Origin of the sequence: Amycolatopsis sp. WAC 04197, assembly GCF_003947475.1 — a bacterium.
Lineage (GTDB): Bacteria > Actinomycetota > Actinomycetes > Mycobacteriales > Pseudonocardiaceae > Amycolatopsis > Amycolatopsis japonica.
In genome coordinates, this window is the sequence record NZ_QHJK01000012.1 from 209833 (window position 1) to 224517 (window position 14685).

At 67.9% G+C, this 14685-nt stretch carries 12 protein-coding genes; 2 read left to right on the forward strand and 10 right to left on the reverse strand.

The window, feature by feature from the left end:
• The first annotated feature begins 184 nt into the window (after positions 1-184).
• Both DMC64_RS37095 and DMC64_RS37100 read left to right on the forward strand, forming a co-directional pair.
• Entirely contained in the window at positions 185-1012 is an 828-nt protein-coding gene (locus tag DMC64_RS37095; RefSeq protein WP_125737314.1) for a GntR family transcriptional regulator, read from the forward strand.
• 360 nt (positions 1013-1372) lie between these two features.
• A complete protein-coding gene (locus DMC64_RS37100; RefSeq protein WP_125737315.1) occupies positions 1373-3478 on the forward strand; it encodes a BTAD domain-containing putative transcriptional regulator in 2106 nt (701 codons plus the stop codon).
• Positions 3479-4524: 1046 nt separating this feature from the next.
• Here DMC64_RS37100 and DMC64_RS37105 read toward each other — a convergent pair.
• The 10 genes from DMC64_RS37105 to eccD all read right to left on the reverse strand — a co-directional run bounded on the left by DMC64_RS37105 (position 4525) and on the right by eccD (position 14532).
• Positions 4525-5256 (reverse strand): type VII secretion system-associated protein, encoded by a 732-nt coding sequence (locus tag DMC64_RS37105; RefSeq protein WP_199755215.1) that lies wholly within the window; start codon positions 5254-5256, stop codon positions 4525-4527.
• Positions 5257-5494: 238 nt separating this feature from the next.
• Complete coding sequence (locus DMC64_RS37110) at positions 5495-5833, reverse strand: hypothetical protein (protein ID WP_125737316.1); 339 nt, start codon at positions 5831-5833, stop codon at positions 5495-5497.
• Between the two features lie 2 nt (positions 5834-5835).
• Complete coding sequence (locus DMC64_RS37115; RefSeq protein WP_125737317.1) at positions 5836-6300, reverse strand: YbaB/EbfC family nucleoid-associated protein; 465 nt, start codon at positions 6298-6300, stop codon at positions 5836-5838.
• 5 nt (positions 6301-6305) lie between these two features.
• Positions 6306-7973 (reverse strand): WXG100 family type VII secretion target, encoded by a 1668-nt coding sequence (locus tag DMC64_RS37120; RefSeq protein WP_125737318.1) that lies wholly within the window; start codon positions 7971-7973, stop codon positions 6306-6308.
• A 3-nt stretch (positions 7974-7976) separates the two neighbouring features.
• Positions 7977-10322, reverse strand: coding sequence for a hypothetical protein (locus DMC64_RS37125; protein ID WP_125737319.1), 2346 nt, complete (start codon positions 10320-10322; stop codon positions 7977-7979).
• A 62-nt stretch (positions 10323-10384) separates the two neighbouring features.
• Positions 10385-10816 (reverse strand): hypothetical protein, encoded by a 432-nt coding sequence (locus DMC64_RS37130; protein WP_125737320.1) that lies wholly within the window; start codon positions 10814-10816, stop codon positions 10385-10387.
• Between the two features lie 88 nt (positions 10817-10904).
• Positions 10905-11192 carry a WXG100 family type VII secretion target gene (locus DMC64_RS37135; RefSeq protein ID WP_125737321.1) on the reverse strand — a complete coding sequence of 96 codons (288 nt, stop codon included), beginning with the start codon at positions 11190-11192 and terminating at the stop codon, positions 10905-10907.
• 41 nt (positions 11193-11233) lie between these two features.
• On the reverse strand, positions 11234-11563 hold the full coding sequence (locus DMC64_RS37140) for a hypothetical protein (RefSeq protein ID WP_125737322.1): 330 nt from the start codon (positions 11561-11563) through the stop codon (positions 11234-11236).
• A 165-nt stretch (positions 11564-11728) separates the two neighbouring features.
• The gene (eccB, locus tag DMC64_RS37145; RefSeq protein ID WP_125737323.1) at positions 11729-13135 is read right to left on the reverse strand and encodes a type VII secretion protein EccB; all 1407 of its coding nucleotides are present in this window, start codon (positions 13133-13135) and stop codon (positions 11729-11731) included.
• Positions 13135-14532, reverse strand: coding sequence for a type VII secretion integral membrane protein EccD (gene eccD / locus DMC64_RS37150; RefSeq protein ID WP_125737324.1), 1398 nt, complete (start codon positions 14530-14532; stop codon positions 13135-13137). Before eccD ends, eccB begins: the two co-directional genes overlap by 1 nt.
• Positions 14533-14685 lie beyond the last annotated feature (153 nt).

Here is a 14685-nt window from a genome sequence, read left to right on the forward strand (position 1 = left end):
GGGATTTCTCCCGAATGATGGGGTATTCCCTCGGCAGCACACCCCGTCATCGAAGTCTGCAAAGGTCTTCGCTGGGCCATTCGAAGGACGTCAGCGGCCAAAGGTGCCGAAGTAGGACTACGAAAACACCTTCCGACAGAGAGTCACGGCAGAGGAATACGACGAAGCGTTAAGGTCGGCTATCGTGAAATCTCGCTGTGGACAACCGTGCTGCACGGGTAGAGGTTCGACGTCCGGTCCGGCCCGCGGTGGCATCCCCGACAACGGCCAGGTTCCCCGCTACTACCGAGCGAAACGGCAGATTCTCGCGCTGCGCGAAAGACTGGATGAAGGTGCCGCCCTTCCGTCGGAACGTGTCCTGTGCGCACGGCTGGGCGTGGCACGCGCCACCCTTCGCCAGGCGGTGCTGCACCTGGTGCTCGAAGGGTGGGTCGACTCGCAGCAGGGTCGCGGAAGTTTCGTCGTCGGACGCCCGAAGATCATCCAGCCTCTGTGCTCGACCACCCAGCCCGGACAGGACATCTTGACCGACCGGACGTGGACGATGTTCGAGCGCCGGCAAGCGGGCTGTGAACTCGCCCGAGAGCTGGGAGTCCACCGGGACGACGAAGTACTCCACTTCGAATGCGTTCGCGGCTCGGGTGACGAGGTCCTGGCGATCGAGTCCGCGTACCTCCCGGCAGCGCGATTCCGCGGGTTCACCGGCTGCCCTGCCCGGCATCGGTCCTTGCACGACGAGTTGCGGAGCCGGTTCGGCGTCCAGCAGGGCGGTGCCGACCAGCGCACTGAGACCGTGCATGTGAGCCCACGGGAAGCGACCCTGTTGGGCACGCTCGCCGCCCTGCCGGCTCTCGTGGTCAACCGGACGGCCTGGGACACCGCCGGCGAGCCGTTCGAACAGGTGCGCACCCTCTATCGCGGCGATCGGCTGTCCTTGGCGAACCGGCTGGGCTCGGTCGAACGCCGCGCTGCCGACAGTCCGGCGAAGTCACCCGACAGCCACAACAAGTGACCGCACAGCACGGTTGACGAGAACGGCCTCTCGCTGCCAAAACTGCATTTCATCGCCAGTACCGCCAGGTAGGCACCCGAGGCCCGCGGACCCGTACCGCACGCCTCCCTGACGCGAACCCTGTGGTTCGACCACACAGTTCGGCGCTGGAGGGTCCGCGCCCCCCTCGGCAAGCCCCTCACGAGGTAAAAAGTCCCATCGGCTGTTTCTCCGGCCCGCTCCGGCGGCACGCAGGCAGCGAACGGAGACCGACCAACGTGAGGAGGAGGCCGCCATGCGACTCGGTATAGGCCTCTCCGGCCGTGTCGAGGCCCAGCCGGCCCTCGGCTTGGGTGCCGTACCTGATCAGCGGGCCCGGTCATGACACAGCACGACCTGCGGGTAGACCTGCTCGGACCGCTGAGGGTCCGGCGAGGTGACGTCGAGCTCGATCTCGGGCAGGCGCGGCAGCAGGCCGTTTTCACGGTTCTGGCTCTTCAGGCGACGGTCCGGCCGATCAGCCGGACCGAGCTGATCTATGGCGTATGGGGTGAAAACGCGCCGGCCAGCGCCGCAGGCAGCGTGCACACCTACGTTTCCGGGCTCCGCAGGGTGCTCGACCCCGGACGCGCTCGCTGGTCCACCGACGGCCCGCTGGTGTCGGGCCCTCATGGCTACCGGCTGGCGCTCGCCCCTGGTTCGCTGGACGCCGACGAGTTCGACCGCGCCCTCGAAGGGGGCAGGTCGGCGGCTCGCGCGGGGGATCCCGAAGCAGCGGTCGCGAAGTTCGACGAAGCGCTCGCGCTGTGGCGTGGTGAGGCCCTGGCCGGACTACCGGGCCCCTGCGCGGAGACGCACCGCGAACGGCTGGCGGATCGCCGGCTGACCGCCATAGAGGAGCGGGCGGCCGCCGCCGTGGACACCGCGGCCTGCGCGGACCTCGTCCCGGAGCTGAGCGCCGCGGTCCGGGAACACCCGCTTCGCGAGCCGTTGTGGCAATCGCTGATGGTCGCCCTGCATCGCAACGGCCGCACGAGCGAAGCCCTCGAGACCTTCCATCAGGCACGCAGGACGCTGCGCACGGAGCTCGGGGTCAATCCGGGACTGGATCTGATGTGGGCCTATCACCGGATCCTCGACGGCGAGCCCGTCCACTCCGCGCGTGAACAGGAGCGGCGGCCCGCACCGCTGGTGCGCGTATGGCCGCAACCGTCCGCCCGGACACCTCGCCTGCACGGCCGCCGAACCGAGATCGCCTCTCTGCACAGGCTGGTGCGCGTGCTCCGCGAGGGTCAGGGCGCCGCGGCCTGGCTGGAAGGCGAGCCCGGGATCGGCAAAACGGAGCTGCTTTCCGCCGGCCTCGACGGGCTCGACCGGTTTCCCTGCCACCTCGTGTGGGCGGCCTTGGGCGAACCCGGTGCCCAGCAGCCGCTTCAGCGGGTCGCAAGTGCCTTGGGCGTCTCCGCCGAAGCCCTGTCGGATCATCCCCCGGAAGCGGCCGTGGAGCAGCTGCTGGATCGCGTCGACGAGCTGTGCGCCCACGCCCGGCTCGTGCTCGTCATCGATGACATCCAGCTCGCGGACCAAGCCACGCTGCGCTTGTGGCACCGGCTCGCCGCGGCGAGCCGGCGGCTGCCCCTGCTGACCATCGCGGTGACCCGGCCGGTCTCGGGGCGGGACGCCGTCACCCGGCTGCGGGAAACGGTGGCGCATCGTGTCGACGACGTGATCCGGGTGACGGCCCTCGCGGAATCCGAGGCGAACGACCTCCTCGGCGAACTGGTCGGCGCGCGCCCAGGCATCACGTTGCGACGTCTCGCCGCCGGAGCGGCGGGTAATCCGCGCAGGCTCCGCGAACTGGCCGCGGCCTTGCTGGCGGATTCGACGCTGATCGTGGTCGACGGGCTCGCGGAGGTGGCACCTGGGACCCCAGTGCCCGCACCGGCCGAACCGGACGCCGGAGCGACCGTCCGCGTGGTCCGCGAGCTCGCCGACGACACGCGGGAGCTGCTCCGGCAGGCCGCGATGTACGGCCAGGAGTTCGACTTCGGCTCGGTGGCCGAGGCACTGGGCAAGCCGGCTTCGCACCTCGTTCCGGCACTCGCCGAGGCGATGGACGCCGGTTTAATCGTCGAAGCGGGCAGCAAGCTCGCGTTCTCGCAGCCCTGGGTGCGGGCGACCGTCTTGAAGGGGCTCGAGAGCGAAGTGCCCGCCGGGGTAAAGCCGGCGGATCCCGCTCGGACGGTCGTCTCGCGCCCGGCCTCGTCAGACAGGCGGCGCAAGCCGTGTCCCACGTCGTCCACCGGTCTGCCGATCCTTACCCGGCCCCTCTGGTCCGGAATTCCGGGTTCGGCCACGGCCGAATCCGATCCCGCCGTCCCTCAGGCACTCCGGAAATCACGGCGAGGCGAGAACGCGGGCAGGTTCTCGCCGGAGCAGGAAGGGTGCGAGTTCAGCGCCGGAACGCGTGAAATGCGCGCCTGCTGAAGCTGCCCAGGGGCATTCTGGTCGTGAAATCCGTGAACCTCTGCGATAGAGGAGTCCTTCGCTGGCTGCAAGGCTGAGAGGCGGCCTTCGCGGCGTAGTTCTGGACCTGTCGGCGAGCACCAGTCGCTCCCGTGTTCGCAGGGGACACTCTCTGCCGCTGAATGGAGAGTTATTGAAGGGTAGGGCAAAGCGTGGGGTGGCCACGCTTCTCTGCGTCGGGAGCCTGCCGTCATCTTTGCTGCCTGAAGTACGTGATGGCCTCCTTCCTGGTGTCCAGCGCAGGGAAGGGGCCCTTCACGCGGCCTCGCTGTGAATACTGGTGTTTCTGGGGCCACGGTGCGTTCGGGTGTCTGTGAAGGCCTCCTTCACTACCTTGAGCGTCAGGGTCTCGGCAAAGTCGTCTACCCGCTGGCCAAGCGGGTGACGAAGAGGCTTGACACTCTGACGACTGTCCATAGAGGACACTGCTAGGGCGGCTTCGCCCGATTCGGGCGTTGTGGGAGGGGTCGTGAGTAGTAATGAGCCGTAGGGGAAAGGTTTTCTGTCGGGTGGCGAGTCCGGAGCGCTCGGCGAGGCGAAAGGGAGCTTTCCCCTCATCGCACGCGCGGAAAGTCCCCTTCGCCTCAGGTGGTGCGGTCCTTGTGGGCGCTGGAAGGCTCGGACACGTCGCGAGAGTGGCTTTCGCGACGCCTGATGTCCCGAAAGTGGCTTTCGCGACACCGAAGCCGTCCTCCAGCAAGCGCTCGAGCACACCACATCTGCCTTACGGGTCAATAACCGTCCTTACCACTCACGCCCCACAGGGGGAAACCGCGCATATAGGGATCAGCGGACATTCGTCGGTCGCCTGGCGTCCTGTGTGGACACCGCCGGTCCGGATCCTCGGTCGTCTGCCCTGTTCGGAGGACCCGTTCGAATCATCAAGAGCCCAACTGCCGGCGTTCCAGCGACTTTGCCGAGACCCTGACCTTGAGCGTAGGGAAGGAGGCATTCACGGACACTCCACCCGAACACGACACCTGTGCCTTACTCCGCAAGAGAACCCCTCAGGACTCTCGGCCACCGGCTTCGGTCACGGTCGCGGTCCGGGCTTCGGCCGTGGTTTCGGTTTCGGCCGGGGTTTCGGTTTCGGCCGGGGTTTCGGTTTCGGCCGGAGTACCCGCGTCACCCGACACCACCTGAACCTGGGCCCGCTCCCGGAAAGCCTGCTGGATCTCCTCCAGCTCATCCTCCGACAACTCCCCGGTCGACCGCAGGAAATCACCGGTCAGCCGGACCGACGCCGGAGCACCCGGATTGAACAACACGTCGTACTGGTCGTCCAGCAACTCGATCAGCCCCGCCAAGTCAGTCCGCAGCCAGCTCGGTGATACGACCAGTTCGCGGTACGAGCCCGCCGTCGCCACCACCACGCAGCGGATCTCGTCCGGTGACATCGTCACCAGCGGCCGGCCGTCACCGTTCATCGCGACGTCCATCAGCGACCCGCACAGCATCGCCTGCAGCTGCTCGGTCTCCGCCGAGCCGTCGATCATCAACCGCAGCACCGCGTCCAGCGGATCGGCGGGCGAGTTCTCGTCCGTCGGCCGGTAGTCCGGATTACCGCGGAACTTCCCCATCTTGTTCTCTTCGAGCACCGGCCACATGCCCACCACCGCTTCGATCGGTGGCTCCTGCTCCTCTTCCGACGGGCTCCACGCGGGATCCAGCAGCAGCAACCACTGTTCCGACTCCGGCTCCGCGGTCACCTGCGCCGTATCCTCGCCCACGACCACCATCACCACACCCTTTCACCGACATACCGAACCGATTCAACCTCAGAGGACCACGTGCCGTCCGCGCGCGCACCCCCTCTCTCGGCCCACCATCCCCCAATTGGGGACTTTCCCCCGTGAACGCCCTGTGGGCGGGTACCGGGAAATCCCCCTCGGATATCCCGGCACCCGCCCGTCGAGCCCCCGGCAAAGGGCCGCCCCATCGCCGATCGATGGGGCGGCCCGTAATGGCTTCGATACGCTACTTACCTTCGGCGAACTGCTCCCCCATGCTCCTGTCCAGTGCACGAGCGGCTTCCTCGTCCAGGCCGACGAACTGGTTCGACGCGTCGCGCAAGCTCCCGCAGGTACTGTCGACGCCGTCGGCGGTGCTATGCGCACCCGCGTTGGTCTCCTGGGCCATCGGGACGTAGTTCTTCGCGAACGCTTTGCCCGCCTCGTCCTCGCCCCAGCAACCGTAGTGTTCGGCGAGTTTGCCGCCCAGGTCGCGAAGCGCTTCCTTGAATCGCGCGGTGGCCGCCGCGAGGTCACCGTTCACTCGCTCCAGTGCCTCGGGGTCCAGCTGGAATCGGTCAGCCATGATCACTCCTTGTGACGCGGCGTCTCATGCCGACCGGGCATTTCGACACCGAATTCGTCCATTTTCTCGTACATCGGTCCCATCAACGACTCCATGATCTGTTCGGCGTCCAGCTCGCCCGCGGCGAAGGCGGCGAGATCGAGACCGCCCTTCGACTCGCCCAGCCCCATGATCTCGTTCATGCGTTCCAGGCTTTTCGCGCGTCCGTTGCGCAACGTCTCGAGAATGACGCTGGCCAGCTGAGCGGGTGGCATGGCGCGATACTTGGATTCGTTGAAGACGAGGTCCACCAAATCGCCCCGGCCGTCGAAGGTCATCGACAGCGACTGGTCTTTCGCCTTGACGGTGGTGGTTTCCTCTTTCCACACCCGGCTCAGCTCGGTGAGCTTCTCTCGCTCGGCATTAAGATCGGCCAATGCCTTTTCCAGCATCCGGTCAGAATCGCCCGGTGAGGTCCAATCGTTCATGTCATTCAGCTCTTTCGTCCATCGATGCGGCCGGAGTTCGCCCATCCGGGCAGCAGCAGATCATTCGTGTTCATGAGGTCTTCCGGGCTCTCTTGAGCTTCCTGGCGGGGCCGCCGTCCCAGTACCGCGGCCCCGGCCCCGGAATCCCAGACTTCGGGTCCCGCGCCGATCGGGACGTCCGGATCTCGTCCTTCGGCACCGGTTTCGGCTCCCATCCCACGCCCCATCATTCCCATCGGCATCATGGGCGCACCGGCTCCAGCGGCGGCGGCCGAGCTCGGCGCGCCCGTGAGCAAGGGTGCTGGTGGGCCCGGCAAAGCCGAGTCGAGCCGGCTGACCGGCGGCACCGCCGGAGTTCCGCCACCGGCGGATACCGGCCCGACGGGCAACGAGGGCCCACCCCCTGACGGAACACTCCCGGAAGACAAGGACAAAGGTGCCGCGCCGCTACCCGACGACCCCGAAACAGGGCCGGCGGAGAACGGCTGAGCCGGTCCCGAGGCCGGGACCGGCACTCCTGCCGGTGTGCTCGCCGATGCCGTCGGGCTAGCCGATGCCCCTGTGCTCACAGATGCCGCTGTGCTCGCCGACGCCACACCGGGTACGCCGACCTGGACAGGCGAGGCGGTGGTGGCGACAGCGGGAATCACGTCGGTGTCCACCGGCGCGAACGACCTCATACCGACGGCGTCGGGTACCGAAGACGTAGTGCTCACACCGGCGGCCCTTCGCCGCGCGTCCTCGACGGCGTCCTGCGGTGACGCGGTGCCTTCCTGCGATACGGCGAAGGTCCTCTTTTCGCGTTCACGCCTCTTGTCGGATCGGCCTCGGCCCAACGCGCCGAATAAACCGCCTCCCGCCGGGCCCGCGACGCTCTCGGCCCTTCCGGAGAGCTGAGGTGCGGCCTGCGCGGCCATGGGCGCGGAACGGCCCAACACGCCTGGGTTTCTGTCGCCGTGAGCGCCGACGCCGCCCCCGACGCCACCGGCCGTGGTTCCACCGGCCACCGGCGCCGCCGGTCCCGCGGTCATCGCGGCGACACCGAGGGCGGAGCCGGCACCGGGAACCGCCCAGTCTCCGTGTGCCGGCCCCGCCGTCGCCGCGCCGGTCATGGGACCGGTCGTCGCGAGCACGGGTGACGCGCCGCCTGTCGCGGCACCACCACCCGTCGCACCCTGCTGATCGGCCACCGCACCAGGCAAGCGACGGACGAAGTCCGGCGACGTCGTCATCGCCCCGCCCGCCTCTTGGTAGGCGACCGAAAGATCGTGCATGATCTGGAGGGCGGGCCGATTGTCCGCCTCATGCCCGGGTTGTGCCCTCAGTTCCCGAAAACGCTGCTGTGCCAGCGTGAGCGCTTCACCGGCACGGCGAAGCAGGGCTCCATGGCCCGGGTTCTCCATCGTCTGGATGATCTTGTCGACGCCACCGGTCAGCTCAGCGGCGAAGGAGTCGAAAGCTTCGGCGATCTGACCGTCCCAGAGCTCGCTCATCTGCCTGCTCTCGCGCAGGATCTCGGCCTGGAGGTCGTGCATCCGCAAGAGAGCACCGTCGAAGGCGGCCGCCTGCCGGTACAGCGCGTCGGGGCTCTCGCCTTCTACCAGCTGGGCAAGCTGATCGAAGGTGAGACCCGCCAGTGCCGGGTCGTCGACGGGGGGTGCGGGCTGGGTCATGACTCAGTCCCTCCCCAGCACCGGACGGTGCTGCGGTCCGTCCTGATCGCCCCACGAGCCCTCTTCGGCCTGGAGCCAGATCTGCGGCTCGCGCTCCCGCTGTTCCCCGTTCGCGCCGCCGCCCATACCGCCGGCGCCCATCGGGGCGCCGCCCATGGGCATCCCGCCCATCGGCATACCACCCTGGGCCGCCAGGTTGGGGTCGATCGCCGGCATCGCCGTCCCCGCGGGCACCGCCGCGGCCGGGAGCACCGCGGCCTGCGCGGGCTGGGTGTCGAACTGGCCGAGCGCGGCCGAGCCGGCCGCCGCGGGGAGGGCGACCGAGCCGCCGGCGCCGCCACCCGAACCACCGACACCGCCGCCCGAACCACCGAGGTCGAGGGAGCCCGCACCGACGCCGCTGCCCAACGGCGCAGGTGACGTGGCCGCCTGTGCCGTCTGGTCACCGCCGAGGAAGTCCGCCAGCGGATCCGAGTCGGCGAGGCCGTCGATCGCCTTGTCGACAGCGGCCTTGGCGTCGGCGTACGCCTGCTTCTCCTCGGGTGTCGAATCAGGTTGGTCGAGTGAATCGATCGCCTCGTGCACAGCGGATTTCGCGTCGTCCAGCGCCGCTTGACGCGGGGTGTCCGCGGCGGGGTCGCCGTTGATGGCATCCAGCGCGGCTTGCTTGGCGTTCGCGAGAGCTTCCTGCGTCGCCGGGTCTTCGGTTTGCGCCCCCAGCTTGTCGATGGCTTCGGACGCTCCCTCAGCAAGCTGTGCGGGATCAGTGACGCCGCCGGCGGTGAGGTCGTCGATGGCCTGCTGCGCCGCCTGTTTAGCCTGGTCAAGCGCCTGTTGCTGCTCCGGTGAGCTGCTCGCGAGATCGTCGATCGCCTGCCCCGCCGCGTCTTTCGCCGCCCCGGCCGGGTCGCCGGACGATCCGGCTCCGCCACCGGCGGGCCCGCTGGATTCGGTGGCCGGTTGTCCGGTCAGGCTGTCGATGGCGTCGTTCGCGGCCTTCTTCGCATCGTCGAGTGCCTGCTTGCGTTTGGCGTCCGCGGCCGACTGCTGAGCAGAGGGCACTCCACCGCCGACACCTCCCGCCGGGACCGCGCCGCTGCCCTCCGAACCCGGAGCGGCTCCCCCGCCGGTTCCGGCACTGCCTTCGGTGCCGGTGCTCGCAGGAGAGGTGAGGCCGTTGATGGCGTCGTTGGCGGCCTGCTTCGCGTCCTGCAATGCCTGTTCCGCCGCGGGATCCGTGGCAGGGGCCGTAGCGGGGGTGCCCGCCGAGCCACTGCCTTCGGCCGGTGTGGCCGTGCCTTCGGCCGGTGTGGCCGTGCCTTCGGCCGGTGTGGCCGTGTCCTCGGCCGGGGTGTCGGTTCCCGCCTGCGCACCGGCGTCGGTGAGCGCGCCGGCGGCGTCCGCCGCCTGTTGTTTGGCCTGTTCCAAGGCCGGATCCGTAGCCGAGCCGGCCGCGCCGGTGCCGGCCCCGCCTTCGGTCGCCGCCTCTTGCTGCTGGAGGTCCGCTTCAGTCGCTTCCTCGCCTAGAGCGGAGTCCTTCTGTTCCGACAGCGGGTCCTGAAGGCGGTCCAGTTCACCATCGGCCGGCAGCGAATCCAGGCCATGCGCCTGGTCCACAGGCTCCTGCGGGGTCCGGGCCACGTCCGACGCCGCGGCGGGATCGGCGAATCCGCTGATGATCTGAATCGGGGCGAGATCGTTCCCGCGGTTCTGGTACTGGTTGACCAATGCCCCGAGAGCTTCCCGCAGCCGCTTGAGACGTTCAGTGGCGGCCTGGTCATACATGCTGTCCAGCTCTTTTTTCAGCCACGGCGCCACGCTGTCGACCTGTTGCTGAGTCGTGGATTCCTGAATGTAGCGTGAGGCCTCGTTCTCGAGAATCTTCTTGGCGGCGGCTTGATCGTCGTCCATTTGGGCGTGGATCTGCCACCAGCCTGCCGCGAACGCCTGGATGGCGTGTCCGATGTTCCCGACCGCGGTTCCGTACTGGCCACCGCTCAGGGTGCTGTAGAGATCCTCGCTTTGTTTGAGGATCGCGGTCCCATAGGACTGGAGCGCGTCACCCGCCTCTCCGACGAGACTGTCCCGGAGCGCCTTCAGCTCGGCGGCAACCGCCTCGTTGACCTCACCGATGCGCTGCACCACGTTGTTCATCGCGGTTTCCATCGCGTAGAACCGCTCAGCTGCGGACGAGTGCGCCAGGCTCGCGTGGGCATCGTCGCTGTTGTGCGTCAGATCGTGGACGGCCTTGGTGATCTCCGTCAGGTTGACGTACCTGCTCGGATCGAACGCGGGCGCCGACCGAGTGAATTTCGCTCCGTCGAGAATTGTCGCGGGTGCATCGGACATGACAGGATTCCTTCAGGCGGTGTCAGCTGGTCGCACCCGAGCGCGGCGCGCGTCGAGGGGCGTTACACGGACTGGCTTTGAGCCGGATCGTTGTAGCCGTCGCCATCGTCGGGCGTGGCCTGGCCGGCGGTGTTCTGCTGAACGGCTTCGGTCTGCTGGTCGTACTGGGCGATATCGCCGGAGATCTTCGCTTCGAGCCCCTGAATGCTTTTCAGGATCGCTTTGGCGTTCTCGTCGTCGGTGCTCTCGAAACCGTCGGCGATGGAGGTGAGAGTCGCGCGAAGGTCGTTGAGGACGGTCTGAAGATGTTCGCCGTGCGCGACGATGCCATTACGACGATCGTCCACGATCTGCTCGAGCCACACCGCTGTCTCGAACTTCCCGGCGTTCGGCCAGTGTTCCTTGAGCGCTTGGAACGCGCTCATGTCGTCCATGATCGTGCCGAGTTTTCCGGCCGAAGCCTTGATCGCCTCGGCGTCGAAGTTGGTGCTCATGATCAGCTCCTTTCAGGCGAGAAGAGGAAGTGTGCCGCTTCCGGCGGTACGTCCGCTCGGACGCACCGCCGGACCGGCCGCGGCGTCATCAGAGCCCGCGCGCGCCCCGCGCGTCCTGCTCCTGCATGCCCTGGGCGCCTGCCTGCAAAGCGGAGCGGAGCGAGTCCAGCTGTTCCCGGCTGGTGATCAGGTTGCCCTTCATGCGCTGGCATTTCGCGTCGTAGGCTTCGGCGGTCGATCCCATCCAGCCCACCATGATGCGCTTGACATCGTTCTCGAGGTCGGTCGTCTGGCCTTCGATTTCCAAAGCCTTGTTCTTCATCATCGTCAGGCACTGGTCGATGACGTCGTAATCATAGGTGATCAAGTCGCTCATTTTTCAGCCTTTCAGAAGTGGAAAGTGAGTCGAATTCGAGGTCAGGCGCCGAGGAAGCTGCTGGTCTCCATCGGGACGCTCGTGATCGTCTGCTGCGCGGTCCGGTCCTGCTCGTCCTGTCCCTTCGCCTCTTTGCGGATGTAACCCGCCATTGCGGTGAGGTCGGCCAGGATCGTCCTCTTGAGACCGGAGATCCAGTTTTCGCAGGTGCTGGCGAGGGCCTTCGTGGCCGCGCTGCCGCTTCCGGCCAGCGTCGCGTCCACCTGGACCTTCAGCTGGTCGAGCTGCTGGATGATGTTGTCGGCAGTGGTTTCGTGACGGCCGGCTTGCACATCGATTTCCGCCGGGTCAAGCTGTGTGGTCTTCGCCATTACAGGTTCCTCCTGTGGTCAAGTCTGGTCTTGATTCCGGCCGGCCACCGAACTCGATTCCTCGGTATCGGCCGTATCTGAAGATTAAGCGGGAAAAGCGATGGTGTCGGGCGTATCGGCTGCAGCTCGCTCACTCTGGGGAGGTCCCCTTACGAACCGCGCGAATCAGGAGGCCGCTGTCGCCGAGGCGGCGGCCGTGCTCAGCAAGGGGCCTGCGGGGAAGAGGTCCAGCAGCTCCTGCGGCACGGAAACCGGTGCCACGTTCTGATATCCCAAGGCCGTGAGTTCGTCCGCGCCGGCCAGCGGATATCGCATCCCCGAGGGGGTCACCAGGAAGGGTGGGCCGGGCGGAGCGCCTGGTACGGCCTTCGGGGTGATCAGCACACCCCGCCCCGCCGGTACACCGACGCGACCGGCAGCCGTGCCCGCCTCATGTGTCGCGGACGGCACCGACGCGGCCCGAACGCTGTCCGAGGGCAAGGATTCGGGCACCGGCGGGTCGGCACTTCCGGTGCCGTAACGCATACAGCGCTGGGTTTCCGGGGAGTCGCCGACCAGTTCGGGAGGCGAGGCGGGAAGCCCCGTTCCCAGGACGGCGCCCGAGGTCGGAACCCCGGCCATCTCGGCGACGCCCACCCGGATCGGTTCGACCGGCCCGTCGGGATAGGTCTGCGCCGTCGAAGGAGCCGCCAGCACCAGTGCGGCCACGGTGCGGTTCACCGCGGCCGCTCCGTCTTCCCGGATGAGATAAAGCTGATCGGTTCCGAGAGCGGCATTGCGCACCTCGTAGATCTGCCCGACCAGGCTTTGCCTTCCCGCGATGATCGGCCCCGGTCCGCCGAGCCCGGGCACCGGTGGAACGCCGAGATCGGGTCCTTGAGGAATCGGGTTCAGCCAGGCCGCGGACACCGGCGCGGGTTTGGCGTTCCCGTAGCCGAGCGACGCCAGCGCCGTGACGTCGGGAATGCGCAGCCTGGAACCGTTCCAGACCAGGTAGACCGTCCCGTTCGGACCGGACACCAAGAACGCCTGACGGTCGGTGAGCGCTCCTCCCGCGGGCCGTCCGATAAGGACGGTGACGACTTTGGAGTCGCCACCGTCGCTTTCCGGGCTCACACACACCGTCCAGGCGCCGGTGTCGAGTTCGGCCGACGTGGGCAACGCGTCGGGCGCGCCGGAGATGCCGACCGGCTGACCGACCGGGGTCCCTTTCAGCGAGTCCGGCGACACAGCGACCATTTTGCCGTCGGCCTTCGGCGCCAGCAGCCGTGCGGACGAGTAGTTGAGCACCGGGCGCAGCTGACCGTCCACATAGAGATAGCGAGCGCCGCTGTCCTCGTCCAGCACGATGGTCCCGGCTTGTCGCCAGGAGTTGTCCGTACCCGGCACGAAAAGCCCGTAGATGCCGAAAATCGCCGCCAGCAGGACCGCGATCATGATCCCGAAGATGGTCCCGGTGATCATGCGTCGTCCCGGCGCCTGGATGGCGTCGGCGTCACCGTGGGCCACGGCCGCGGTGAGCCTGCCGACGACGAAGAAATACGCCTGCACCTGGTCCTTGCGCGACTTCATCAGCTCACCATGTTCCGTACGGTGGCGTAGACGTGCAGAACCTGCAGCAGGATCGGAAGGATCGCGATCGCGGTGATCGTCTCGAAGATCTCCGCGGAGCGGCCCCAGTACGGCCGAAGCCGTGCGCCCGGCAGACGCTCCGCCGCCACCAGCAGCAGCCCGGAACCCAGCAGGACGAGCGGGACGACGAGCAGGAGCCGTCCGGCCGGTGAGAGCTCGGCGGCGAAGTGCGCGACGACTGTCCACAGCGCCGCCGCCGCCGGAACGAGCATCGACCACCGCGCGACAGTGCCGCTGGGATGGCGCGAACGCAGGGCGAGCAGCACGGCCGCCACCAACGCGAGCACCATCGACCAGGTGTCCGCCTCACTCACCAGCAGCAGGATCAGCAGCACTTGGGCCAGGCCGAGACCGACGTGCAGGGCGGTCGAGTAGCCGACGACAGCGGCGCCACGATCCACCACCGTCTCGAACGGGACGGGATCGATGTCATCACTGAGTTCGTCGGCTCCGGTCGGCAGCATCGGCAGGCTCAGCCCGGACAGGCGGAACGCCATCGGGCCGACGAACACCCCCATGACCAGGGATACAGCGAGCCCCACACCGGCCGCCTGCGCGGTGCTCACCGGCGCGATGGAGCCGACCAGCCCGGCGATCGCCACGGTCAGGGACAAGATGATCCCGCCGGCGAACAGGAGTGCCGCGTCGGCGACCGCCATCAGTCCGACTGTGAGCGCGATCAGCCCACCCGCCCCGGCGGCCGTGATCTGGACCATCAAAGGTGCTTTCGGCGCGAGCACGTCCACGATCAGCCAAGCCGAGAGGATGGCGTAACCGACTCCGCCTCCGGCCAGGGTGACCGCCGCACGGGAGCTGCCCGCCCCACGCGCGACCAGTGCCGCGACCAGAAGGAGAACGATGGCGCAGCCGCCGACCAGCTGCGCTTGGACAGCAGGCGCCCCGGATCCGGGCAGAAGATACAGGCCGGACAGCAGCACCACCAGCGCGCCGGTTTCGAGCATCCGCCTCACGCCGACAGGCGTGAGCTTGCCTGGATGTTCCCGCACCCGGTCGCCGACGCCGTCCACGAGGTCGTCGTAGTCGATCGCGGCGAGCTGGTCCGCCCGGGGCGCCAGGTAGACGCTCTCGCCGTCCAGCAGGTTGAGCTGTCCGGGAGACCGGTCCTCGTCCAGTGGCTGCTCTCCCAGCCGCTGCAGGACCCACCCCTCGTGCTCCGCTCCTTCTTCGATCGTCTCGGCGCCGAATTGGAGCAGGATCGCCGGAAGCAGATCCGCTATCGGGACCTCGGCCGGCAGCGCCAGCTCGGCCGTCCGTTGACCGAGCACGAAACGCAACCGGACCGAACTGGTCGTGCGTTGCTGTGTCTGTTCCTCCATGAGGCGCCGGGTCCTTCCTGCCAGAGCCAGACCTTGGTCCGGAAACTACTGTCCGGCAGCCGGAACGTGCCCGGCTCAGACCGTGGAACCGCCAAATAGGGGAAGTTCACTCACCGGGCGGGCGGCGGACCGGCTCGCTGGAAGATCTCCGGG

Bases quoted from the DNA above. Each gene is read 5' to 3' on its own strand.
- DMC64_RS37105 (WP_199755215.1), bottom strand. From the start codon at position 5,256: ATGGTGGTCGTGGGCGAGGATACGGCGCAGGTGACCGCGGAGCCGGAG.
- DMC64_RS37100 (WP_125737315.1), top strand. From the start codon at position 1,373: ATGACACAGCACGACCTGCGGGTAGACCTGCTCGGACCGCTGAGGGTC.
- DMC64_RS37140 (WP_125737322.1), bottom strand. From the start codon at position 11,563: ATGGCGAAGACCACACAGCTTGACCCGGCGGAAATCGATGTGCAAGCC.
- DMC64_RS37135 (WP_125737321.1), bottom strand. From the start codon at position 11,192: ATGAGCGACTTGATCACCTATGATTACGACGTCATCGACCAGTGCCTG.
- DMC64_RS37115 (WP_125737317.1), bottom strand. From the start codon at position 6,300: ATGAACGATTGGACCTCACCGGGCGATTCTGACCGGATGCTGGAAAAG.
- eccD (WP_125737324.1), bottom strand. From the start codon at position 14,532: ATGGAGGAACAGACACAGCAACGCACGACCAGTTCGGTCCGGTTGCGT.
- eccB (WP_125737323.1), bottom strand. From the start codon at position 13,135: ATGAAGTCGCGCAAGGACCAGGTGCAGGCGTATTTCTTCGTCGTCGGC.
- DMC64_RS37125 (WP_125737319.1), bottom strand. From the start codon at position 10,322: ATGTCCGATGCACCCGCGACAATTCTCGACGGAGCGAAATTCACTCGG.
- DMC64_RS37130 (WP_125737320.1), bottom strand. From the start codon at position 10,816: ATGAGCACCAACTTCGACGCCGAGGCGATCAAGGCTTCGGCCGGAAAA.
- DMC64_RS37110 (WP_125737316.1), bottom strand. From the start codon at position 5,833: ATGGCTGACCGATTCCAGCTGGACCCCGAGGCACTGGAGCGAGTGAAC.
- DMC64_RS37120 (WP_125737318.1), bottom strand. From the start codon at position 7,973: ATGACCCAGCCCGCACCCCCCGTCGACGACCCGGCACTGGCGGGTCTC.